At 57.5% G+C, this 23,614-nt stretch carries 20 protein-coding genes, 1 tRNA gene and 2 pseudogenes; 13 read left to right on the top strand and 10 right to left on the bottom strand.

Annotated elements, in window-relative coordinates; all coding sequences use genetic code 11:
• Window positions 1–288: 288 nt before the first annotated feature.
• The gene (locus tag JL015_RS26000) at window positions 289–936 is read left to right on the top strand and encodes a hypothetical protein (protein WP_201020500.1); all 648 of its coding nucleotides are present in this window, start codon (window positions 289–291) and stop codon (window positions 934–936) included.
• Window positions 937–1,064: 128 nt separating this feature from the next.
• Here the strand turns inward: JL015_RS26000 and JL015_RS25995 are convergent, their stop codons facing one another.
• Window positions 1,065–1,469, bottom strand: coding sequence for a DUF4124 domain-containing protein (locus JL015_RS25995; RefSeq protein ID WP_201020499.1), 405 nt, complete (start codon window positions 1,467–1,469; stop codon window positions 1,065–1,067).
• Window positions 1,470–1,609: 140 nt separating this feature from the next.
• Here JL015_RS25995 and JL015_RS25990 point away from each other — a divergent pair, with 140 nt between their 5' ends.
• Window positions 1,610–1,774: a DUF6021 family protein gene (locus tag JL015_RS25990; RefSeq protein ID WP_201020498.1), complete on the top strand. Its 165-nt coding sequence runs from the start codon at window positions 1,610–1,612 to the stop codon at window positions 1,772–1,774.
• A gap of 92 nt (window positions 1,775–1,866) precedes the next feature.
• On the opposite strand, the gene JL015_RS25985 is transcribed toward JL015_RS25990, so the two are convergent.
• From JL015_RS25985 to JL015_RS25960, 6 genes are all read right to left on the bottom strand, one after another.
• Window positions 1,867–2,235 carry a c-type cytochrome gene (locus JL015_RS25985; protein ID WP_201006734.1) on the bottom strand — a complete coding sequence of 123 codons (369 nt, stop codon included), beginning with the start codon at window positions 2,233–2,235 and terminating at the stop codon, window positions 1,867–1,869.
• Between the two features lie 86 nt (window positions 2,236–2,321).
• A tRNA-Ser gene (locus JL015_RS25980) sits at window positions 2,322–2,411 on the bottom strand.
• Window positions 2,412–2,587: 176 nt separating this feature from the next.
• A complete protein-coding gene (locus tag JL015_RS25975) occupies window positions 2,588–3,337 on the bottom strand; it encodes a 3-oxoacyl-ACP reductase family protein (protein ID WP_201020497.1) in 750 nt (249 codons plus the stop codon).
• Window positions 3,338–3,424: 87 nt separating this feature from the next.
• A complete protein-coding gene (locus JL015_RS25970; RefSeq protein ID WP_025259395.1) occupies window positions 3,425–4,138 on the bottom strand; it encodes a DUF3142 domain-containing protein in 714 nt (237 codons plus the stop codon).
• Window positions 4,139–4,144: 6 nt separating this feature from the next.
• Entirely contained in the window at window positions 4,145–6,319 is a 2,175-nt protein-coding gene (locus tag JL015_RS25965) for an outer membrane assembly lipoprotein YfiO (RefSeq protein ID WP_201020496.1), read from the bottom strand.
• A gap of 69 nt (window positions 6,320–6,388) precedes the next feature.
• Window positions 6,389–6,928: a cytochrome b gene (locus JL015_RS25960; RefSeq protein WP_025259397.1), complete on the bottom strand. Its 540-nt coding sequence runs from the start codon at window positions 6,926–6,928 to the stop codon at window positions 6,389–6,391.
• A 328-nt stretch (window positions 6,929–7,256) separates the two neighbouring features.
• On the opposite strand from JL015_RS25960, the gene JL015_RS25955 reads away from it, so the two are divergent.
• From JL015_RS25955 to JL015_RS25945, 3 genes are read left to right on the top strand one after another with little or no spacing between them, the layout of a single operon-like run.
• Window positions 7,257–7,970 carry an endonuclease/exonuclease/phosphatase family protein gene (locus tag JL015_RS25955; protein ID WP_081741922.1) on the top strand — a complete coding sequence of 238 codons (714 nt, stop codon included), beginning with the start codon at window positions 7,257–7,259 and terminating at the stop codon, window positions 7,968–7,970.
• Window positions 7,967–9,229, top strand: a complete 1,263-nt coding sequence (gene clsB / locus JL015_RS25950) for a cardiolipin synthase ClsB (protein ID WP_201020495.1) — start codon at window positions 7,967–7,969, stop codon at window positions 9,227–9,229. The genes JL015_RS25955 and clsB overlap by 4 nt, the downstream gene beginning before the upstream one ends.
• Window positions 9,226–10,206 carry a lysylphosphatidylglycerol synthase domain-containing protein gene (locus JL015_RS25945; protein WP_201020494.1) on the top strand — a complete coding sequence of 327 codons (981 nt, stop codon included), beginning with the start codon at window positions 9,226–9,228 and terminating at the stop codon, window positions 10,204–10,206. Before clsB ends, JL015_RS25945 begins: the two co-directional genes overlap by 4 nt.
• Before the next feature lie 110 nt (window positions 10,207–10,316).
• Here JL015_RS25945 and JL015_RS28200 read toward each other — a convergent pair.
• The 3 genes and pseudogenes from JL015_RS28200 to JL015_RS25935 form a co-directional block, all read right to left on the bottom strand.
• Window positions 10,317–10,754, bottom strand: a pseudogene (locus JL015_RS28200) (methyl-accepting chemotaxis protein); the annotation flags it as partial.
• Between the two features lie 108 nt (window positions 10,755–10,862).
• Window positions 10,863–11,636, bottom strand: a pseudogene (locus JL015_RS28195) (PAS domain-containing protein); the annotation flags it as partial.
• 299 nt (window positions 11,637–11,935) lie between these two features.
• Window positions 11,936–12,844 carry a MurR/RpiR family transcriptional regulator gene (locus JL015_RS25935; RefSeq protein WP_201006716.1) on the bottom strand — a complete coding sequence of 303 codons (909 nt, stop codon included), beginning with the start codon at window positions 12,842–12,844 and terminating at the stop codon, window positions 11,936–11,938.
• A gap of 295 nt (window positions 12,845–13,139) precedes the next feature.
• Between JL015_RS25935 and JL015_RS25930 the strand changes: the two genes are divergently transcribed.
• From JL015_RS25930 to JL015_RS25895, 8 genes are all read left to right on the top strand, one after another.
• The gene (locus JL015_RS25930) at window positions 13,140–15,077 is read left to right on the top strand and encodes a bifunctional 5-dehydro-2-deoxygluconokinase/5-dehydro-2-deoxyphosphogluconate aldolase (protein WP_201020492.1); all 1,938 of its coding nucleotides are present in this window, start codon (window positions 13,140–13,142) and stop codon (window positions 15,075–15,077) included.
• A gap of 46 nt (window positions 15,078–15,123) precedes the next feature.
• Window positions 15,124–16,023, top strand: coding sequence for a myo-inosose-2 dehydratase (iolE, locus tag JL015_RS25925; protein WP_201020491.1), 900 nt, complete (start codon window positions 15,124–15,126; stop codon window positions 16,021–16,023).
• A 14-nt stretch (window positions 16,024–16,037) separates the two neighbouring features.
• On the top strand, window positions 16,038–16,847 hold the full coding sequence (gene iolB, locus JL015_RS25920) for a 5-deoxy-glucuronate isomerase (protein ID WP_201020490.1): 810 nt from the start codon (window positions 16,038–16,040) through the stop codon (window positions 16,845–16,847).
• 26 nt (window positions 16,848–16,873) lie between these two features.
• The gene (locus JL015_RS25915) at window positions 16,874–18,376 is read left to right on the top strand and encodes a CoA-acylating methylmalonate-semialdehyde dehydrogenase (RefSeq protein ID WP_201020489.1); all 1,503 of its coding nucleotides are present in this window, start codon (window positions 16,874–16,876) and stop codon (window positions 18,374–18,376) included.
• Between the two features lie 33 nt (window positions 18,377–18,409).
• Window positions 18,410–19,237, top strand: a complete 828-nt coding sequence (locus JL015_RS25910) for a TIM barrel protein (RefSeq protein WP_201020488.1) — start codon at window positions 18,410–18,412, stop codon at window positions 19,235–19,237.
• A gap of 71 nt (window positions 19,238–19,308) precedes the next feature.
• Window positions 19,309–21,246: a 3D-(3,5/4)-trihydroxycyclohexane-1,2-dione acylhydrolase (decyclizing) gene (gene iolD, locus JL015_RS25905; RefSeq protein WP_201020487.1), complete on the top strand. Its 1,938-nt coding sequence runs from the start codon at window positions 19,309–19,311 to the stop codon at window positions 21,244–21,246.
• A 42-nt stretch (window positions 21,247–21,288) separates the two neighbouring features.
• Complete coding sequence (locus tag JL015_RS25900) at window positions 21,289–22,299, top strand: Gfo/Idh/MocA family protein (RefSeq protein ID WP_201020486.1); 1,011 nt, start codon at window positions 21,289–21,291, stop codon at window positions 22,297–22,299.
• Window positions 22,300–22,340: 41 nt separating this feature from the next.
• Entirely contained in the window at window positions 22,341–23,357 is a 1,017-nt protein-coding gene (locus JL015_RS25895; RefSeq protein ID WP_201020485.1) for a Gfo/Idh/MocA family protein, read from the top strand.
• Window positions 23,358–23,614: the final 257 nt, after the last annotated feature.

Below are 23,614 nucleotides of genomic sequence, written 5' to 3'. Positions count from 1 at the left end.
CCTATTTCCTTTTTCTGGAGGGGCTGAATTCTTGTTGGTCTGTAGCGCTGCTGTTTGCGATAAAGTCAATGTTTTGTTGGTTGTGGAACTGCTCCGTCTAGCTTGAAGATATTGTCTTGTAGATATAGAGCTATCAGGAAGGAAAATGCTGAATTTTATGAGGTAGAAAATTTATACAGGATTTTACGGGGGGCGATTCCATCGATAGCTGATGTTGCTGAAAACGCCATCTGATAGTTATGGTTGGTGTTGAAGTTTGCAGGTGGGTAGATATGGGGGGAGCTTGAAATGTCTGTAGTATTTCCATTGGAAGATTGCTTAATAATGTGGGTCTCTAAATATCTAAAATTAGTCATTCTGGCCCTACTACTTTCAGGCTGTGCCAGCAACATGAAACACGAGTACCTGGAGCAGCTTAAGACTTCCACAACCCCCATCGCTTACTCATTTCCCCAAGCCATCCAGCAGGCTATGTCTACGCCTCTGCCAATTGGCTGGGAAATTTTTCCCGAAAAGTGGCAGATTGGCGCCACCGATCCACGCCTTGCCATCGGCCAAGAGCCTGGAAATTATCGGGTATTTGATTTTCAGATGAAGAAAGGGCAAGCCTATACCATTCATCTCCGAACGATGTGCAATAAGATGTGCCTTGCGCTTTTCAATACTGCTCTGAAACCTCGGGTTGCAGTGGCTAATGCAAAAGGGGATTTGATAGCTGACCATCTGCTTGGCGAAAACTCGATGACTGTCCGGTGGTCAGGCGTCGCTCCCTCAGATGACAAGTATTTCTTGATCGTTGCCGCAGATAATCAAACGCCCGCAGAGTTTTTTTACTACAGCTACAAGTCAATTTCGCCGGGAGTGATTGTGTCTGACGCGATGAGGAGTGCCCCGTTTGGAGAGATTACGGCGTATGTCGAGTTTTCGGCCGACTAGATCGACGAAGCACAGGCTGTTGCCGCCAGCCCTGTCTATGTGCCACTTATTATCTCCCAGGTAAAACGCTAACGATCCATCAGATAAAAAAGGGACGATATCAATACATCCCTTTTATCGAGCCCCGCTCATTTCCCCATCTTCTTCGAAGACAGCCCACCCGACGGATCAAAACACTGGCTGTCATAGCGCGGGCTCTTGCACTGCGATACCGCAGTCGGTGGCGGTGGTCTGTCTCGCTGGTATTGCTTGTAACTTTCCGTCTCGTAGACAGTAACCTTCGCCCGCCCGCTGACTTTCAGAAATTCGGTGGCTTTGAGGTTGACCTTGTGGGCATGGTCTACGGGTTCGCCCTGGCGCAGCATCTTGGGCGGGCCTTGTCTTTGTACTGAGGTGCTGGCGTCGCCTTCAGCGCACGGGATGGATGCGAAGCTCACATGGCCTTCAGGTGAGGTGCATTTGAAGATTTCGCTGTGGGCGGTGCCGTTGAAGCTCAGCGCTGCGGCTGCCAGCGCCAGTGAAGGCCATTTCATGAAGTCTCTCCGTTGAAGGCGCAAGGCTAGCATTTGCCCAGGGTTGAGGCTACCGCTGGTCTGTTGTGTCGCACTCTTGTGGTTTGAGGTTTTCTGACGTGCAGGTATCAGACTCAAACCGATCTGACTGGAGGTACGCAATGACAGGCGATAAATCGAAGGCTGGAAACTCAGACGACCCGGATTTCAACACGGAATCTCCCGATGCCGAGGATCCGCAAATGGACCCTGTAAAGCCTGCAAAGACGCCGGCAAAGGAGAAGGGCACTCAGGATGATTACCCGCCTTACAATCCGGAAAAGTAAGGTCAATCACGCCCTTTTAGGCAGTGAAGCAGGTCGATGGGAGGCGGCTGTTCCATGGCATCGCCATCAAGCTGCCTCCCACAAAAAGCGGGCTACTTATTTGCATCCAGATACTCCAGCAGGTCTTCCATGCGCTGATCGTTACCCATCCACCAGAGTTTCATGCGGGTGCCGGGAACCATTTCGCTGGGGTCCTTGATGAAGGCGCTGAGCTTTTCGCGGGTCCAGATGATGCCGGAAGCCTGCATCTCGGGGGTGTACTTGTAGTCTGGGTATTGTGCGGCCTGGCGATCGATGATGCCGTTGAGAGGCGGGCCGAATGCGCTGCGCGCCGAGGGGCCGATCTTGTGGCAGCCGGAGCAGAGTCGGGTAAAGACCGCCTTGCCTGCTTCTGCATCGCCAGCAGCCTGGGCGGTTGTCTGGACCAGCAAGGCCAGTATCAATAGCGCGGTTTTTGTCATGTGCATCCCATGAGCATTTTTCAAACGCCGAAAACCACGAAGCCCCTGAGATTCTGTGAATTCAGGGGCTTCGCGTTTTTCTAATTTGGCGGTGAAGGAGAGATTCGAACTCTCGATACAATTTCTTGTATACACACTTTCCAGGCGTGCTCCTTAAGCCACTCGGACACTTCACCGTATCTCTTCAGACTGTTGTGTCTGTCGAGGCGCGCTAATGTAGTCGAAACGTTTTCTGAACGCAAACTTTTTTTCAGAATTTTCATGCGGTTAAGCAAAAAGTGCAGCTTTCAGGTTCATCCCCGGCTTCCTTGCCTGGCGAGGGGACGATGAGGTGGATGTGTTACGGGCCGGGTCAGGCGCTGAAGCCGCCGTCGATGGTCAGGCTGGCACCGGTGATATAGCCCGTCTCCGGGCCAGCAAGGTAGGCGACGAAACTGGCGATTTCTTCACTTTTGCCATAACGCGGGATGGCCATGAAACCCATGAGGCTTTCAGCGAATTCTCCATGGGCCGGGTTCATGTCGGTATCCACCGGGCCTGGCTGTACGTTATTGACGGTAATGCCCTGCGGGCCGAGATCACGGGCCAGGCCTTTGGTCAGGCCCACCAGTGCAGACTTGCTCATGGCATAAGGCGCACCGCCAGCGAAAGGCATGCGGTCGGCATTGGTGCTGCCGATATTGATGATGCGGCCACCTTCGCTCATATGGCGGGCCGCCTCCTGAGTGGCAATGAACACGCCGCGCACGTTGACGGCCAGGATTCTGTCGAAGTCTTCCAGGCTGAACTCATCCAGCGGGCCGACGGCCAGCACACCTGCATTGTTGACCAGAATATCCAGGCCACCAAAGGTTTCGGCGGTGGTCTCTACGGCGTGGCGAATGGCGGTGGCATCGGCGCTGTCGGCACGAATGGCCAGTGCCTTGCCGCCGTTGGCGCCGATGCTGTCCTGCAAGTCGAGTGCATTGATCTCGGAATTGACGTAAGTGAAGGCAACGGCCGCGCCTTCCTTGGCCAGGCGTCTGACGATAGCGGCACCGATACCGCGTGAGCCGCCCTGAACGAGTGCGACTTTACCGGCGAGGCTTGCATGCTGAGTCATGATGTTCTCCTGATCCTGTGCAACGTGGGAGATAGGGTGGAGGTTTCAGCGTAGTCCCCGAACCCTCATCTTGCAGGAGCTATCGCGTTATCGATTCTGCAAGAAAACCACATACCCCCTGAACCACTCGTTGTCTTGCAGATACCCCGGCGCTTGCCATTCGCCGCCCTGAATCAGGCCGATCTTGAACGGCAGGCCGAGGCGGTTCAGGCGTGGCAGGTAGGCGGCGTAGTCGGGGATGCTGTGGCGGCCCTGATAGGTTTGCACCACCACTTCGTCGATCACGCCTTTGAGGTCGCCGATGAAGCGGGCGTCGGCGTTGCTGCTCCAGTCCATCAGGCCGGTGATGCTCAGGCGGTATTCGGGTGGCAGACGGCGGCGCAGGTCGCGCAGGAAGTCGACGTATTCATTCAGGTAGCGGGTGCGGGCATCGAAATCGATCTGGATGCCGACCAGGGTATTACCTGCCTGTCTCCAGCGTTCGACCTGGCCAAGCAACTGGCGGTAGACCGGCTCTGGCCAGCGCAGGGTATGGGCGCGATATACCACCCAGAGCTGTTCCTGAGGCAGTCGGGTCACAGCCATTCCCTGTGCGATGAAGTTGACCCGCTGTTGCGGGTCGCGGCGTGAGGTGCTGATCTGGCCTTGCAGCACGTACAGCGTCTTGGCTTTTGCCAGCACCGGCTGTGAGGTCACGCCGCCCCATAGCCAGAAGGCGTCGTAATCCGAGGCATCCACCGCTGCCCAGGCATGCAGCGGGCCAAGCAGCCAGAGCAGCGTCAGAAAACGCCATAAACGCATCGCGATTTACCAGTAGTACTGCAGCGATTTGCTCCAGCGGGTATCGGCGAATTCGCCTTTCAATTGCTTGAACCAGGCCTTGCGTACAGCGGGTTCGACATCCTTGCCGTTACAACTGTTATAGCCCGAGGGCGCATAGCAGTTGATTGCACGAAACAGCGCGTAGGCTTTGTCGTCGCGTGGTGCCTTGGGGTTGGCGATGACCTGCTTGTAGCCTTCGAGTCGGGAGAAGGCCTCACCGGCAAACCCCGGCGCGGTACCGCCCAGGCTGTCGGCGTGACGCTTCTGGTCCAGCGGCATGCTGTCCAGCTGGTTGCGCAGCATGAACTCGCCCAGGCAGTTCAGGCCTTGCGGGCTCTTGCTGTCAGCCTGCAAGACCGCGGCTGTCTGGGCGATGCCCGGGCAGGTGTAGCCGGACTGGGCCTTGTCGCCTTGCCAGTGGAAGAGGGCAAGTTCGGGTCCCTTTTCATATACATAACCCAGGCTGTAACCCAGCTTCTCGTCGGGAAGCGTGGCTGGCAATCGTTTGAAGTCCTCGGCAAAGTCAGCATAGCGATTGCGCAGCAGGTCTTTATAGAGCAGGACGAACAGCGCGGTATTGCGCTCGGTGGCGTCCGGGCCCTGGGTGGTCTGTTGGCGCAGTAGATCGGCATCGGCTACATGTCTGAGCAGGGTGTAACGTACCTGTTGCGACTGGATCGAAGAGTCCGCTGCGAAGACTCGGGATAATTGCTCGTCTCGCTCGTAACTCATGGCCAGAGCCAGTTCCAGTTGTTCGCGTTGCAGCGGCTGTTTGGCCAGCGGCAGCAGGTGCTCCCACAAGGCCTGTGCGGCTTTCCAGTCCTGGCGGGCTTGCAGTGCCAGGCCGCGCAGCATCTGCTGGCTGAAGCTCAGGTAGTCGAGCGTGGCCGGTGGTTCGCTCGGCAGCAGTGTCAGGGCTTTTGCCGGGTTATCTTCGACATAGAAGGCAAATGCAGCCTGCAAGTACTCATACAGGGCAGGCTGTTCGGCAAAGATCGGTTTCTGCGCTTGCAGGTCTGCTTCGGTCAGTTTCGGGGTCGACTTTTCCCGCATCCACATCAGGTCATTGATGGCCATCAGCAAAGGCGTCTGCACCGCCTGCCGGTTGACCGTCAGCAGCTTGGTATCCACCTCGCTCACCAGTTCATCCAGAGAAACGTTGCGTTGCGCATCGCTGGTTTGAGTCAGTTGCAGGGCGAAATCCCTGGCGAGTTTGTCGGAATCATTGGCCAGCCAGTGAACGCGCCTCAGCAAGCCTTGAGCCGAAGCGGCGTATTCGCCTTGAGGATAGGCTTGCAGATACCGCTCGAAGCCGCTTTCGGCCCGTTGCAGCGCAGCTTTGTCCAGTTGCTCGGCAGAGCGTTCGCCATATTCATTGAAAGCGTTTTGCTGGGCATCGTTCAACGCTGTGCGTGCGCTCATGTACAGCGCGGTCTGCTTGAGCCAGGGCTGCGGGCTTTCGGCAAGGGCAGCAAAGCCTGTCGATGCCTCGGCAAAACGGCCGCTGTAAAAGTCGCTGGCGGCTCGCAGATACGTGGCGAATGCCTTGCCGGTCGAGGACGGTAGATCTGCGGGGATCTTGCTGACCTGCTGGCTGGCGTCCCAGCCGCACACTGTCAGCAATTGCAGGCGGGCATTGGCCAGCGAGCGGCGTTCGCTGTCGTTCAACGCCGGGCTGGCGACCAACTGCTCGATAAAGGCCGTAGCGCTGGTTTGCGCATTGCTGCGGCAGCGGCTGCCTTCTCCTTGCAGGAACGCATCACCAGCAGTTTCGGTAACTTCGTGCTTGATACCCAGTTTTTCCAGCAATGGAATCAAGGCCGCGCTGACAGGCTGCTCCGGGGATTCAGCTTCGTCCCGGACTTTGATCGCGCCCAGACGATAAAGAGGGAAGGGCACCGGGCCATAACCCTGCGCCAGATCGTCGCTGTTCAGTGCGTGGGGTTGCAGCGCCAGCGCACCCTGATCGGCCAGCAGCAAGCGCAGATTGACCTGACTGTCGTTACCGGGGCTGAGGAAAGCCAGATTGCTGCAGACATCCAGACGCTCCTTGAGGATTGTCCAGTTCGGGTAGCAGGAATCATCGCCGCTGGCTTGAACCTGAGTGCAAAAAACAGAGCCGACAGCAAGGGTCAGAGCAGTCAACAGCCGGGTGCGCATGGGGTGTCCTTGATCCATGGGAGTGAACGCTGGCAATCATACAGTCTGCACAGGCCAATTAATCCTCTCCTACAGCATCCGCTTGAGCGTATTGTCCTTGCGCACGAAGTGATGCCAGATCGCAGCTGTCGCATGCAGCCCGATCACGTAATAAAAGATCGAGGCCAGCAACTTGTGCAGGTCCTCGAACTGCTCGGCTACACGGCCCGAAGTAGGGAATGGCCAGGGGATCAGCACATCTGTCAGCGGGATCGGCAACGCGCCTTTTTCAACCACGACCGTGAGTAGACCGAGCACAGGCTGGGCGAACAGGAATGCATACAGGGCGTAGTGCGACACGGTTGCCGCAAGGCGCAGCACGCCTTCAAGCGGCGGGGTAATACCCGGTGGTCGATGGCGACGGCGTTCTGCAACGCGAAAGAATGCCAGGGCCAATATCGCGATGCCAACCCAGAAATGGCTCTGGACGACGAATACTCGGTATTCCGATCCCTTACCGAACTGGGTACGGCTGAGAATCAAGGCATAAGCCAGCACGATCAGGACGGCCATGGCCCAATGCAGCCATTTGGCCCGGTAGGTATAGCTTTCAGAAGACGGTGAATCCACTGCCGGTATCCTTGTCATGTTGTCTCAAGGCTGATCTTGAATAGCTTAGGCGGTTTCAGAAAGCCTGCTTCAGACACTGTTTCGGCTAGTTGTGCATTAAGTAAACCTCATGCCTTGAAAGCATGGGAGAGGTCCATGTTCGATTGCGTCTTTGGCAGATAGTTGAATCTGCGGCTGCCTGTTCGACAAACGACGGAACCTGTGCATTCGTCCGGCTTCATATGACTTGAATGTCGTGAAGGAGCGAGCCTTGACCAGTGCCAGTCCCAGTCCCCCCTTGGGCAACATAACGCCGGTATCAGCGAACATTTCATTGAATGTGCTGACCATGAACATGCATATGGGTTTCGGCATCTTCAACCGCCGTTTCATTCTGCCGGAGCTGCGTGAGGCGGTGCGCACTGTGTCCGCCGATATCGTGTTCCTGCAGGAAGTCCATGGCGAACACAACAGTCATGCCCGGCGCATCAAGGACTGGCCGACGATTTCGCAGTACGAGTTTCTTGCCGACAGCATGTGGAAGGACTTTGCCTACGGGCGCAACGCGGTGTACCCGGAAGGGCATCACGGTAATGCGTTGCTGTCCAAATACCCCATCGTTCAGCACGAAAACCTAGATATCTCCATTCACGGTACTGAAGAGCGCGGGTTGCTGCACTGCATTCTTGAAGTCCCGCATTACGGGCAGGTTCATGCGGTCTGTGTGCATCTGGGGCTGTTCGAGAGCCATCGGCGGCAACAGCTCAAGCTTTTGGCCGAGTTGATGGAGCGCCTGCCGGCCGGTGTGCCGGTGATCGTTGCCGGCGATTTCAACGATTGGCGCTTGCGTGCCGATGCGTTGCTTGAAGGCACAGGGCTGCATGAAGTCTTTGTCGAGCGTTTTGGCGCGCCGGCCAAGAGCTTTCCAGCCCGCTGGCCGCTGTTGAGGCTGGATCGGATTTACGTACGCAACGCGACGAGCCACAGGCCCAAAGTGCTGTCCAACCGGCCGTGGTCCCATCTTTCCGATCATGCACCCTTGGCGGTGGAGGTGACCTTATGAACAACGATGCCAGGGAGCAGCGAGGGCAGTGGCGCGACGGTAATTGTGTCGAGTTGCTGATCAACGGGGAGGATTTCTTTTCCCGTGTTTTCGAGTGTATCCGTGCGGCTCGCAAGGAAGTGCTGGTCGAGACGTTCATCATTTTCGAGGACCGTATCGGCAAGGGCTTGCAGCAGGCCTTGATCGAAGCCGCGGGTAATGGTGCGCGGGTGGTGGTCACGGTGGACGACTACGGCACTTCGGATTTGAGTTCCGAATTCGTCAAAACCATGATCGATGCCGGCATCCAGATCCAGTTGTTCGACCCGCGTCCGCGCTTCATGGGCATGCGTACCAATCTGTTCCGGCGCCTGCACCGCAAGGTGGTGGTGATCGACGGTGAACTGGGGTTCATCGGTGGCATCAACTACAGCGTCGACCACATGACCGACACAGGGCTTACGGCCAAACAGGACTACGCCGTATTGGTGCGTGGCCCGATTCTCGCCGATATCCATCGCAGCGCGCTGCACATGCTCAACCCGGTGGTCCGTGCCACCTTGAAACCCATTCCCCTGAAGCTGAAATACGCTGGCAGTGCGCGGATGCTGCTGGCCGAACGTGACAACAGCAATCACACCACCGATATCGAGGAGCAATACCTCAAGGCCATTCGGAGTGCGACCCAGCGAATCACCATTGCCAATGCCTACTTTTTCCCCAGCTATCGCTTTCTGCGAGAGCTGCGCAATGCATCGCGGCGCGGGGTAAAGGTCACGCTGATTCTGCAAGGGCAACCGGACATGCCGTTCGTGCGCGTCTGTTCACGGCTGACTTACACCTATCTGCTGCGCGATGGCGTCGTGATCCATGAATACAAACAGCGGGCGCTGCATGGCAAGGTCGCGCTGATCGACCGCGAATGGTCCACCATCGGCTCCAGTAATCTGGACCCCTTGAGCCTGGCGCTGAATCTGGAAGCCAATCTGTTCATTCGTGACCCGGCCCTCAATCAACATCTGCATGAGCATCTGCGCGATCTGGCTGCCGAGCACAGCACCCAGATCAACCTCAAGGGTGCGGCACGTGGCCAGTGGTGGCGTGCGCCAATGATTTTTCTGTGTTTTCACTTTCTGCGGCACTTTCCGGCCATCGCCGGGTTGTTCCCCGTCCATGGCGTGCGCCTCAAGCCCTTGAGGGCTGGGGATGTAATGCCAGAGGCGCGGGTCATCGAGCAGCAGGTCAGCCAGGATTTGCCGGACAGGGAGCAATCGTCATGACACAGGTCGCCCATGCATCATCGAGCAGCAGTCACGGGACCCGATGGAAGTGGGCCAAGCGTGGCTTGAATCTGTTTTTCTTCATTGCGGTGCCGGTGTTGCTGTTCATGCTGGTCAAGAACCTCGACTGGCAGGAAGTCAGCCATGCCTTGCAATCCTACAAGGCCAGCACCCTGAGTATTGCGGTACTGGTGGCGCTGGCCAGTTACCTGACGTATTGCGGGTTCGACATACTGGCGCGTTATTACACGGGCCATAAACTGTCGATCCAGCAGGTCGTCCCGGTGACCTTCGTCTGCTATGCCTTCAACCTCAACCTGAGTTCCTGGGTCGGCGGAATTGCCCTGCGCTATCGCCTTTACTCGCGTCTTGGGCTGGATGTGCCGACCATTACCCGGATTCTGAGCTTCAGCCTGATTACCAACTGGCTGGGTTATATGCTGCTGGCGGGGTTCGTGTTCTCGATGGGGTTTCCGAAACTGCCCAAGGCCTGGGAGGTTGGCACGGTTTCCTTGCAGTTGATCGGTGTGGGCTTGCTGGTGCTGTGCTTTGCCTATCTGCTGGCGTGCCGCTTTTCCAGGCGGCGTTCCTGGAACCTGCGTGGCCAGGAAATCGTCCTGCCTTCACTCCGGCAGGCCTTGATGCAAGCCTGTCTCGGAGCATTGAACTGGTCGTTGATGGCGATGGTGATTTACACCTTGCTACCGGACAATGCGTTCTATCCGGCGATTCTGGGTGTGCTGCTGATCAGCAGCATTGCTGGCGTCATCACGCATATTCCGGCAGGGCTCGGGGTGCTGGAAACCGTGTTCATCACTTTACTGGCCCAGGAATTCTCCAAGGGCAGCCTGCTGGCCGGTCTGATCGGCTACCGGGCCATTTACTTCCTGTTGCCCTTGCTGATTGCGTTGCTGGTCTATGGGGTGCTGGAGAAAAAGGCCAAGAAGCTCAGCGCAAAGAATCAAGCGCGGATGTGAAAGCACATTGTCATGACGTGGGAGGGGCCTTGGCCGCGACGAAGCGCCTGATGAAACTCGTCGCGGCCAAGGCCCCCCCCCCCGCATGGTTTGGAAGTAGCGGCTGTCTATCAGTGCCCCATATCCTGGCGCGCAAACATCTTGACCGCATCGACCGCATTGCTGGTGCCTTCGCTGATCTGGACAATCACCGAGCCTGCCTGATCTGCCAGGTCGACACCCTTGACGGCGTTATTGCGGGTGTTGTCCATGCTGTCGATGGCCTGGCGGGTTTCGTTCTGGATCACGCCGATCATCTCCGAGATTTCGGCTGTGGAGCGGCTGGTGCGTCCTGCCAGTTGGCGAACCTCATCGGCCACCACCGCAAAACCACGACCCTGATCGCCCGCACGAGCCGCTTCGATTGCAGCGTTCAGTGCCAGCAGATTGGTCTGTTCGGCAATGCTGCGGATGGTGTTGACGATGGTGGTGATCTGCTCTGAGCGTTCGCCCAGTTGCGTGATGATGCGCGACGAGTCCTCGATGTTCACCGAGATCTGGCGCATTTCGGTAGCGGCCTGCTGAATCACCTGGGTTCCCTGCTCGGTGACTTTCTGGGTCTGTACCGATATGTGATAGGCCTGTGCCGCGCTGTTGGCATCACGTTCATACTGCTCGACCCGTGAGGTGATGTCCGAGGCGAACTTGATGATCTTCCAGAGCTTCCCGTCGGTGTCGTAAACCGGGTTGTAACTGGCCTCCAGCCAAAGAACATGACCGTGGCGGTTGACGCGCTTGAATTGTCCGCTGAAAAACTCGCCTTTGTTAAGGCGCTTCCAGAAGTCGACATATTCGCTGCTGCTACTGATTTCCTGAGGGCACAACAGGCGGTGATTCTTGCCGATCAGTTCTTTCTCGCTGTAGCCCATCAGGTTGGTCAGGTTGCTGTTGGCGCACAGAATCCGGCCTTCCAGATCGAATTCGATCACGGCCATGGCGCGATCAAGGGCCTGAAGCTTGTTTTTCGCCTCGCTGTCCGCCTGGACCTTGGCCGTGATATCCATCGCGTACTTGACGATTTTCACTGTCTTGCCTGACTCGTCCTTGACAGGGTTATAACTGGCTTCCAGCCATACGGTCTGACCATTACCTGCTACCCGACGGAAAGTTGCGGACACAAATTCTCCGGCGCGCAGGCGTGACCACAACTGACTGTATTCCGCACTGCGCGCGTATTCGGGCAGGCAGAATATCCGGTGCTCTTTACCTACGACATCTTCGCGTCGGTAATGCATGGTTTTCAGGAAGTTGTCATTGGCACTGAGCACGATGCCATTCAGGTCGAATTCGATGGTTGCCATAGAGCGATCAATTGCTTTTAACAGCCAGGCTTGTTGCTCAATAGTCTGTTGGAGGGAGATCAGTTCTTTTTTGTTTGAGTTAAATAGCATGGTGGCTTGGCTCAGGAGGAAGTTGCAATGAAGTTTCCTGTCCTTCGGCCTTTGGTGCGTAGGGCACTCGTGCGTATCCTTCTGCGATGATGGCACTATAGGTGGCACTTCGGGGGGTTGTACAACGGATTATGAAAAAAACGTCCAGATGATAATGATGTTCAACTTTGTAGCTAATACGAGCATTGTTTTGTGTTGGATCACTGAAAAGTTTTATTCAAATGAATGTATTCATGTTTTTGACGCCAATCAAATAACTGGCAGCCTCTCTAATAAAGGCTGCGCCCTGAAATATTGCCTCAGTCCTCGAAACCTGCCTGTTCATGAATTTCGTCCACCTTCAATTCCAGGCGATAGGCCACGGCGATGAACAGCGCCTGGCACAGGCAGAGTGTGGCGCTCAACGAGCGGAAGGCGAACGAGCTGCCTTCATTGACCAACAGCACCGAATTGGCCCGCTTGGCCAAAGGTGAGAGGTTGCTGTCAGTGATGATCAGCGTCTTGGCCTGATTGTGCTGGGCGATACGCAGGCAATGCTGGGTTTCCTTGCCGTAGGGCGTGAAGCTGATGGCGATGACCAGATCATTGGCGCGCACGCTGCGCATCTGTTCCCGGTAACTGCCGCCCAGCCCCGAGATCAGGTGAATGCGCTTGTTGGTGTGTTGCAGGTTGTAGACCAGATAATCGGCCACGGCGAACGAGCGTCGCACGCCTACCACGTAGATATTGTCGGCGTTGACCACCAGATCCACGGCCTTCTCGAATTCGTCGTCGTCCAGGTCCGCGCCCAGGCGCTCCAGGCCCGACAGGGTGGCATTCACACATTCACGGGCCAGATCGCCGCCGCGGGCTTTCTGCGACTTGTTGGCAATCATGTTGCGAATGCGTTGCTGGTAATTCTGTACCGGCGTGGTCTTGTGGGTGTAAGCCTCGCGGAACAGCGCCTGCATTTCGCTGAAGCCGCTGAAGCCGAAGCGCTGCGAGAAGCGCACGATGGCTGAAGGATGAACCTCACATTCACGGGCGATATCGCTGATGCGATCGACCATGATCCTGTCGCTCTGCTGGCTCATGTAGCTGGCAATACGTTTGAGCTGACGTGGCAGGCTGTCATATTCATTGGTGATCAGCCGCAGCAGACCTTCGGCACTGGTCGGTGGCGTATCGAGGCCTGTGTCGGGCAGGGAAGGCTGCTCGGTGCTGTTCATATTTCAATCCTTTTTGCTTGTTCTTTAGGGCGCCAGGCGTTGTACGAAAATTGCCGAGTGTCGTTGATTGCGCATTGATCTGGCTGCTTTCGTACAGAGCCTTGAACTATATCTCACCTGCTTGCCAAGTGTGCCAGCACTCCATGCATCCCGTCTTGGAAAAAATATTCCACTTTAAAAAATTATAGAATAATTATTGATTGATGCTGCCGGACGTTTTACGCTCTGTCTCACCAAAGGCATTTCACGCACCGGCTGCGTGACATGCAGGCTGATAAAAATAACAGGAGCCACCATGGGCCAGACTCGCTTTGTCAGTGGGCGTCAGTTGGATCTGATCTGCCTCGGACGCCTTGGCGTCGATCTCTACGCGCAGCAGGTTGGAGCGCGGCTGGAAGATGTCTCAAGCTTTGCCAAGTACCTGGGTGGTTCGTCGGCGAACATCGCCTTCGGCACGGCCCGTCTGGGTCTTAAGTCGGCCATGCTAAGCCGCGTTGGCGATGATCACATGGGGCGTTTTCTCGTTGAAGCACTGGCTCGTGAAGGTTGTGATGTCAGCGCGATCAAGCGTGATCCCGAGCGCCTGACGGCCATGGTGCTGCTGGGCCTGAAAGATCGTGAAACATTTCCGTTGGTGTTCTATCGCGAAAACTGCGCCGACATGGCCCTTCGCGCCGAGGATATCGACGAAGCACAGATTGCCTCCAGCAAGGCTCTGCTGATTACAGGCACGCATTTCTCGACTGAACAAGTCTTCAAGGCTAGCAGCCAGGCGCTGGATTACGCTGAAAAGCACAACGTCAAACGAGTTCTGGATATCGACTACCGGCCTGTCTTGTGGGGTTTGGCTGGCAAGGCCGATGGCGAAACCCGTTTTGTTGCCAACCAGCACGTCAGCCAGCATGTGCAGCGCATCCTGCCGCGTTTTGACCTGATCGTCGGCACGGAAGAAGAGTTTCTTATCGCGGGCGGAACCCAGGACCTGCTCGGTGCATTGCGGGTGGTGCGTGAGCTGACCGCTGCAACCCTGGTGGTCAAGCTCGGGCCGCAAGGCTGCACCGTGATTCATGGTGCTATCCCGGCCCGGCTCGAAGACGGCGCTATTTACCCTGGTGTTCGGGTCGAAGTGCTCAATGTGCTGGGGGCTGGAGACGCCTTCATGTCCGGCTACCTCAGTGGCTGGCTCAAGGATGCCAGCGACGAGCGCTGCTGCCAGTTGGCCAATGCCTGTGGCGGACTGGTGGTTTCGCGTCATGCCTGCGCTCCGGCCATGCCGACACCGGCGGAGCTTGATTACCTGTTCAACAGCCCGGTGCCGATCACCCGCCCGGATCGCGATGTCGCTTTGCAACGCCTGCATCAGGTCAGTGTGCCGCGCAAACAATGGAAGCAGCTCTTCATCTTTGCCTTCGATCATCGCGGGCAACTGGTGGAGCTTGCCCAGCAGGCCGGCCGCGATCCCGGCAGCATCAGTCAGCTCAAACAGCTCTTTATAACCGCTGTCGATCGTGTCGAAGCCGACCTGCGCAAGCGTGGTATCGACGCCGATGTCGGCCTGCTTGCCGACCAGCGATTCGGCCAGGACTCTCTCAATGCTGCCACCGGTCGCGACTGGTGGGTTGCCCGACCAGTGGAGGTGCAGGGTTCCAGGCCGTTGGCGTTCGAGCATGGCCGTTCCATTGGCAGCAATCTGCTGAGCTGGCCTCAGGAGCAGATCATCAAGTGTCTGGTTCAGTATCACCCTGACGATGAGCCACTTCTGCGTCTGGAGCAGGAAGCCCAGATCAAGGGGCTGTACGAAGCGTCGCAAGTCAGTGGTCATGAGTTGCTGCTGGAAATCATCCCGCCCAAGGACCACCCGTCGACTCATCCGGATGTGATGTACCGCGCCCTGAAGCGTTTGTACAACCTGGGCATCTATCCTGCGTGGTGGAAGATCGAAGCGCAGAGTGCCGAAGTCTGGCAGCAACTGGATGCCTTGATTCAGGAACGTGACCCGTATTGCCGTGGTGTGGTGCTGCTGGGGCTCAATGCTCCGGTCGAACAGCTTGCCGTCGGTTTTGCCCAGGCGCGTCGCAGCACGACCTGCAAGGGGTTTGCCGTTGGCCGGACGATTTTCAGAGAGCCGAGTCGTGCCTGGATGAACGGTGAAATCGACGACGCTACCCTGATAAATCAGGTGCAGGGTACGTTTATCTGGTTGATCGAGTCCTGGCGCGAAGCCCGCGCCTGACCCCATCGTCATTGACGCAGTGATAACAACAAGAAAAGGTGCAGCCATGTCTGTTTCCGCATCCAATATCCGCATCGGCATCAATCCGATTTCCTGGAGCAACGACGATTTGCCGGCGCTGGGCGGCGAAACGCCGTTGAGCACGGCCTTGAGCGAGGGCAAGGAGATCGGCTACGAAGGTTTCGAACTCAACGGCAAGTTTCCCAAGGACGCCAAGGGCGTGGGCGATGTGTTGCGCCCTTACGGTCTGGCGCTGGTGTCAGGCTGGTATTCCAGTCGTCTGGCGCGGCGCTCGGTGGCCGAGGAAATCGAAGCCATTACCTCCCATGTACAACTGCTGTCGCAAAACGGTGCTTCGGTGCTGGTGTATGGTGAAGTTGCCGATTCCATTCAGGGGCAGCGTATTCCCCTTGTCGAACGCCCTCGCTTTCACACTGATGCGGCCTGGCGCGAGTATGCCGACAAACTCACGGAGCTGGCGCGCTTCACGCTTTCCCAGGGTGTGCGTCTGGCTTATCACCATCACATGGGCGCCTACGTCGAGTCGCCTCAGGACATTGATCGCCTGATGGCACTGACCGGCCCTGAAGTTGGCCTGCTGTTCGATTCGGGCCATTGCTACATGGGCGGCGGCGAGCCTTTGCAGGTGCTGAGCAAACATATCGACCGCGTCTGTCATGTTCACTTCAAGGATGTACGCAAGCCGGTTGTGCAACTGGCGCGCAACAATCTCTGGAGTTTCCCGGACTGCATCGTCAACGGCACCTTTACTGTGCCTGGCGATGGCGACATCGATTTCTCGGCGCTGCTCAAGGTATTGCTGCAAGCCGATTACAACGGCTGGTTGGTCGTTGAAGCCGAGCAGGACCCTGCTGTTGCCCCCAGTTATGTCTACGCCAAAAAAGGCTATGACACGCTGCGCCAACTGTTGGTGGATGCTCGATAACGGAGGATTGGACAATGAATCTGTTGACTAAAAGCAAGGCCCAGGGACGCGACATCGTCGAATTGCAGGACGGTGCGCTGGAGTATGTAGGCTTCGCCGCTTACCGTCTGGAAACCGGTGAGCGCCTGTCCCTCAATGCCGAAGACAATGAGCTGTGTGTGGTGTTGCTCACCGGGCACGCAAGTGTGAGCGGTGAGGCATTGGGGCAGGGCGCTTTCAGTTGGGAAAACATTGGCGACCGGCACTCGGTCTTTGAAGAGAAGTCGCCTTTCGCCGTGTACCTGCCACCCCACAGTCAGGCACATTTCACCGCACTGGGGCCTGCGCAACTGGCGGTCTGCAAGGCGCCCGGTGACAGCTCCAGGCGAAGCTCGGCGCGCCTTATCACGCCGGACAGCATGAAACGCAGCGTTCGCGGCAAGGGTGCCAATACCCGTTATGTCTGCGACATCCTGCCGGATACTGAACAGGCCCATTCGCTTCTGGTGGTTGAAGTGCGCACGCCGTCCGGGCACTCCTCCAGCTATCCGCCTCACAAGCACGACATGGATAACCTGCCCCACGAGAGCTATCTCGAAGAAACCTATTACCACCTGGTCAACCCGCCTCAGGGTTTCGTCTTCCAGCGGGTGTACACCGACGATCGCAGCATCGATCAGGCCATGGCCGTGGAAAACAACGATCTGGTGACCGTGCCCAAAGGCTATCACCCGGTCAGCGTGCCGTACGGTTACGAGTCGTATTACCTGAACGTGATGGCAGGCCCGACGCGCGCCTGGCATTTCAATAACGACCCGCAGCACAGCTGGTTGCTGGATCTTTAAACCACTTTCGATTTGGAGTCAGTCAGATGAGCGAGTCCCCGGTTATCGGCCATTACATCAACGGCCAGTTGAATAACGGTGATGGCGAGCGTTACAGCGATGTGTTCAATCCGGTCAGCGGCAAGGTTCAGGCGCGGGTTGCCCTGGCCAGCCTCAAGACCATCGACGAAGCGGTCGCCTCGGCCCAGGCTGCTTTCCCCGCCTGGGCGGACCAGTCGTCCCTGCGCCGTGCGCGGGTGATGTTCAAGTTCAAGGAACTGCTGGATAAACATCACGAAGAGCTGGCGCAGATCATTTGTCGCGAGCACGGCAAGGTGCTGTCCGATGCCCGTGGCGAAGTCGTTCGCGGCATTGAAATCGTCGAGTTCGCCTGCGGTGCGCCGAGCCTGCTGAAAAGCGATTTCAGCGACAACATCGGCGGCGGTATCGACAACTGGAACCTGCGTCAGCCACTGGGCGTCTGTGCCGGTGTCACGCCGTTCAACTTTCCGGTGATGGTGCCACTGTGGATGATTCCTCTGGCCTTGGTCACGGGTAACTGTTTCATCCTCAAGCCTTCGGAACGTGACCCTTCGGCGAGCCTGCTGATGGCGCGTCTGCTGAAGGAAGCCGGTTTGCCGGACGGCGTATTCAGCGTCGTGCAGGGCGACAAGGTAGCTGTGGATGGCCTGCTGCAACATCCGGGCATCGAGGCCATTTCCTTTGTGGGGTCGACGCCGATTGCCGAGTACATCCACCAGCAAGGCACTGCCCACGGCAAGCGTGTTCAGGCATTGGGCGGGGCCAAGAACCATATGATCGTGATGCCCGATGCCGATCTGGATCAGGCCGCTGACGCTCTGATCGGCGCGGCCTATGGTTCGGCCGGTGAGCGCTGCATGGCGATCTCCATTGCCGTGGTGGTGGGCGATGTCGGCCAGCAATTGATCGAAAAACTGCTGCCGCGCATCGACCAGCTCAAGGTCGGTGATGGCATGCAGGCCGATTCTGACATGGGGCCGCTGGTCACTGCCGTACACAAAGCCAAGGTCGAGGGCTATATCGATCAGGGCGTGAAGGAAGGTGCGAAGCTGATTGTCGACGGTCGCAACTTCAAGGTGCCAGGTGCCGAACAAGGGTTCTTCGTCGGTGCAACGCTGTTCGATAACGTCACGCCCCAGATGCAGATCTACAAGGAAGAAATCTTCGGTCCGGTGCTGGGTATCGTCCACGTACCGGATTTCGCCAGCGCCGTGGCGCTGATCAATGCCCATGAGTTCGGCAATGGTGTGTCGTGCTTCACCAGCGACGGCGGCGTGGCCCGTGCCTTTGCCCGCTCCATCAAGGTCGGCATGGTCGGCATCAACGTGCCGATTCCGGTGCCGATGGCCTGGCACTCTTTCGGTGGCTGGAAACGTTCGCTGTTCGGCGATCACCATGCCTATGGCGAAGAAGGCCTGCGCTTCTACAGCCGCTACAAGAGTGTCATGCAACGCTGGCCGGACAGCATCGCCAAAGGCCCTGAATTCAGCATGCCAACCGCCAAGTAACCTTCAGACAATGGATTGTGGAGAACAATAACAATGAGCCACCCTCTGCGTTTTGCCCTGAATCGTATGGTCGCCCCACGCTTGTCACTGCCGGATTTCGTCGATCTGGCAGTGAAACTGGGGGCCGATGCAATCGAGATCCGCAACGATCTCAAAGGCATCGAGATCGAAGACGGTACGTCGCCGCAGACCGTTCGCGAACTATGCGCCTCCAGAGGCGTGCGTGTTTTGTCGATCAATGCCTTGTATCCGTTCGATGTGTGGAATGACGAACGCCGCGCCCAGGCCACGAAGCTGGCGCAATATGCCCGCGATTGTGGCGCCGAAGCCTTGGTGATGTGCCCGCTCAACGACCGCACCGATACGCGCAATGCCGTACAGCGTGCGACAGGCCTGCGCACGGCCTTGAGCGAGCTGGCGCCGATCCTGTGCGAACACGGGATCCTCGGTTTCGTCGAGCCTCTGGGCTTTGAGGAATGTGCGCTGCGCTTCAAGCGTCAGGCGGTGGATGCGATCAGGGCGATTGGCGGGCTGGATGTGTTCCGTCTGGTACATGACACCTTCCATCATCATCTGGCGGGTGAAGTGGAGCTGTTTCCCGAAATGACCGGCCTGGTGCATATCTCGGGTGTCGAAGATGCTCAGGCCCCCCTCAACAGCATTCGCGATGGCCATCGGGTTCTGGTGGGCGATGCGGACATCCTGGGCAACGCCGGGCAGATCGAACGGTTATTGGCCGGTGGCTACAAGGGGCATCTGTCCTTCGAGCCGTTTGCCGAAAGTGTTCATGCCCTGGACAACATTCCCCAGGCAATCCAGCAGAGCATGAGCCATCTGTCCCAATGCTGCCTTCGCGGATAAATCCGCTCCCACACAACCTGTAGGAGCGAATTCATTCGCGAAGAGACAACCACAAGAACAAAGGTGCGAGCATGAGTACAACCCGATTGACCATGGCCCAGGCCCTGGTGAAGTTTCTGGATAACCAGTACGTCGAAGTCGATGGCGTACAGAGCAAGTTCGTCGCCGGGGTTTTCACGATCTTCGGCCATGGCAACGTGCTGGGGATCGGACAGGCGCTGGAGCAGGACAGCGGCGATCTGGTTGTTCATCAAGGCCGTAACGAGCAGGGCATGTGCCATGCCGCCATCGGTTTTGCCAAACAGCATCTACGGCGCAAGATTTACGCCTGCACTTCTTCGGTCGGTCCAGGCGCTGCCAATATGCTGACCGCCGCCGCAACCGCCTCTGCCAACCGTATTCCCTTGCTGTTACTGCCGGGCGATGTCTATGCCAGTCGTCAGCCTGACCCGGTGCTGCAACAGATCGAACAATTCCACGACCTGAGCATCAGCACCAACGATGCCTTCAAGGCCGTCAGCAAATACTGGGATCGCATCAATCGCCCTGAGCAATTGATGAGTGCTGCGCTCAGCGCCATGCGGGTACTGACCGATCCGGCCGAGACCGGCGCCGTGACCCTGGCCTTGCCTCAGGATGTACAGGCCGAAGCCTACGATTACCCTGACAGCTTCCTGCAGAAACGTGTACACCGTATCGACCGCCGCCCGCCAAGCCGGGCCATGCTCGATGACGCGCTGGCATTGCTCAAGGGCAAGCGCAAGCCTTTGCTGATCTGTGGCGGCGGAGTGCGTTACTCCGGTGCTGCCCAGGCTTTGCAGGCATTTGCCGAACGTTTTGCAATTCCTTTTGCAGAAACCCAGGCAGGCAAGAGCGCGATTATTTCGGCGCACCCGCTGAACATGGGTGGCATCGGTGAAACCGGAACCCTGGCCGCCAACCAGTTGGCCAAGGAAGCGGATCTGATCATTGGCGTCGGCACGCGCTACAGCGACTTCACCACCGCGTCGAAATGGCTGTTCCAGAATCCGGACGTGCAGTTTCTCAACCTTAATGTCGGTGCCTTCGACGTGCAGAAACTGGACGGTGTGCAGGTGCTGGCAGATGCCAGGGAAGCCTTGCAGGCCCTGCATCAGGATTTGCAGACCAGCGACTACCACGCAGCCTGGGGCGACGCCCCCAAACGTGCCAGGGCCGAGCTGGATGCTGAAGTCGACCGCATTTATGCCGCTGAATACCAGACCCAGGATTTCACTCCTGAAATCAATGACCACATGGACCCGGCCGTACTGCGCGAATTCATCGAGCTGACCGGTTCCTGCCTGACCCAGAGCGCTGTGCTGGGTGTGCTCAATCACAGCCTGCCCGAAGACGCGATCATCGTTGCAGCCGCAGGCAGCCTGCCGGGCGACTTGCAGCGGGCCTGGCGCAGTACCGGAGTCGATACCTATCACGTCGAGTACGGCTATTCCTGCATGGGCTACGAGGTCAATGCGGCACTGGGCGTCAAACTGGCCGCGCCGCAGCGGGAAGTCTTCGCGCTGGTGGGAGACGGCTCCTACATGATGTTGCACTCGGAACTGGCGACCTCGGTTCAGGAGCGGCGCAAGATCAATATCGTGCTGCTGGACAACATGACCTTCGGTTGCATAAACAACCTGCAGATGGGCAACGGCATGAACAGCTTCGGCACCGAGTTCCGTTTCCGTAACCCGGAAACCGGTCTGCTCGATGGTGGCTTCGTGCCGGTGGACTTTGCCATGAGCGCAGCAGCCTATGGTTGCAAGACCTACAAGGTCAGCACCCTTGAGCAACTGCGCGAGGCCCTGGCGGATGCGCAACGGCAGACGGTTTCGACCCTGATCGATATCAAGGTTCTGCCCAAGACCATGATCCATAACTACCTGTCCTGGTGGCGGGTAGGCGTGGCCGAGGTATCCACTACCGGCACCACTGCGCAAGTGTACGAAAAGCTCAACAAGGAACTGGCCAAGGCCCGTCAATATTGATTGCGGTTATTCATTCGGAACACATTCAACAGGAGCACTGCAATGGCTTTGAAATTAGGCGTAATCGGTACTGGCGCAATCGGTCGTGATCACATCCGGCGTTGCAGCAAGACCCTGCTGGGCAGTCAGGTGGTGGCTGTCACCGATATCAATCTCGAACAGGCGGCAAATGTGGTTCGTGAACTGGATATCACAGCCGAGGTCTATGCCGACGGTCATGCGCTGATCGCTGCGCCCGATGTCGAGGCCATTCTGGTGACCTCATGGGGGCCGACCCATGAAGAGTTCGTGCTGGCGGCGATTGCCGCAGGCAAGCCAGTGTTCTGCGAAAAGCCCCTGGCGGTCACCGCAGAAGGTTGTCGTCGTATCGTCGATGCTGAAATCGCGTTCGGTAAACGTCTGGTGCAAGTGGGCTTCATGCGTCCTTATGACGAAGGCTACCGTGCCCTGAAGTCGGTGATCGACAGCGGCCGGATCGGCGAGCCATTGATGTTGCACTGTGCCCACCGTAACCCGACCGTGGGCGAGAACTACAAGACTGACATGGCAATCACCGACACCCTGATCCACGAGATCGACGTGCTGCGCTGGTTGCTCGACGATGATTACGTTTCGGTGCAAGTGGTATTCCCGCGCAAGTCCTCCAAGGCGCTGGCGCACCTGAAGGACCCGCAGATCGTGCTGCTGGAAACCGCCAGGGGAACCCGCATCGACGTCGAGGTCTTCGTCAACTGCCAGTACGGTTATGACATCCAGTGTGAAGTGGTGGGCGAGACAGGTATTGCCAGGCTGCCGGAGCCTTCGCAAGTGCAGTTGCGCAGCGAAGCCAAGCTGTCGAATGCCATCCTGATGGACTGGAAGGACCGTTTTATCGCGGCCTATGATGTCGAATTGCAGGCTTTCATCGATGGTGTAAATGCCGGTAAAGTCGGTGGGCCTTCAGCCTGGGATGGCTATGCCGCTGCCGTGACCGCCGACGCCTGCGTCGAGGCGCAGTGCAGTGGGGCAATCGTGCCGGTGACCCTGGCCGCTCGTCCCGAGTTCTACGGCTGAAAAAGTGTTGTTAGAGATAACAACAATAAAAGGAGAACTTCATGCGAATAGGATTGGTGGGCTACGGAAAGGGCGGGCGTTATTTTCATGCAACGCTGCTCTCGAGTTTGCCCGGTGCAACATTTGTGGGGGTCGTTACCCGCTCACCCGAGCGGCGGCAGGAAGTGACCAACGATCATCCCGATGTCGCGACCTTCGATACTCTGGCCGATCTGGTCGCAGCCGGTGTCGATGCTGTGGTGATATCCACGCCGCTGGCTTCCCGACGCGCCCTGATACTGGAAGCCATCGAGTTGGGCGTGAATGTCGTCAGTGACAAACCCTTTTCCGATGACGCTGCCCAGGCCCGTGAGTTTGTAGACGCGGCAAAGCGGCGGGGCGTGCAGCTCAGTGTCTATCAGAACCGGCGCTGGGACTCGGACTTTCTGACAGTGCGCAAGCTGATCGATAACGACGTGCTCGGCTCCATCAGCCTTTTTGAGTCCAGCATCGAACGCTATTCACCACGGTCCGTGGGCAAGACCAGCGGTGGTGGTCTGTTGCGTGATCTTGGCAGTCATCTGGTGGATCAGGCACTGGTGCTGTTCGGCCCGGCCAGCCGGGTATATGCCGAATTGCAGTTTTCCGCACCCGATGCACCGGACCACGCCTTTTTCATTTCCCTGATCCATGCCAACGGTGTCGTTTCGCACCTGACCGGCAGTTGCCTGCAAAACACTCCGCGGCCGCGCTTCAGGGTCAGCGGTACGCAGGGTTGCTACAGCGTCGAAGGCCTGGACGGCCAGGAGGAGGCCGCGCTGGCGGGCCTGACGCCAAGTTCCGAAGGCGAGCGCTGGGGCGTCGAGGAGCATCGACGCTGGGGCTGGTTCGAGCAGGGTGATCACCGCGAGCGGGTTCCTTCGGAGCAGGGGTGCTGGCTTGAGTTCTATCGACAGTTGCAGGATTCCATTGACGCAAACGGTCGCAATCCTGTGGATGCTGACGATGCAGTCGCTACGGCCGTTGTGCTGGACGCAGCACGCTTGAGTGCGAAGGAAGGGCGAGTGATTGCCTTGTAAGTAACCTGTTTTTGCGTGAACACATACAAGCCCTGGTTCTCTCTGGAGAGAGCCGGGGCTTGCTGCAATCGACATTTGGAGAGGTTGAAATAAAAAATAGAATAAAATTCTAAAATGAGTTGAATTGGAAAATATTTTCCAATAAAGTCGTTTTCAGGTTGCCGACTATCGAATCACCTGTGTTGTCAGATCCGTCTGAAGGTCACAGGGAACAAGCAAACAAAAACAAGACAAAGATAGGTACCGTCGATGAAAAC

The organism is Pseudomonas cichorii (assembly GCF_015471405.1).
GTDB classification, from domain to species: Bacteria; Pseudomonadota; Gammaproteobacteria; order Pseudomonadales; family Pseudomonadaceae; genus Aquipseudomonas; species Aquipseudomonas serbiensis.
The sequence above is the reverse complement of the archived record's forward strand: the minus strand, read 5'-3'. Positions and strand labels throughout refer to the sequence as shown.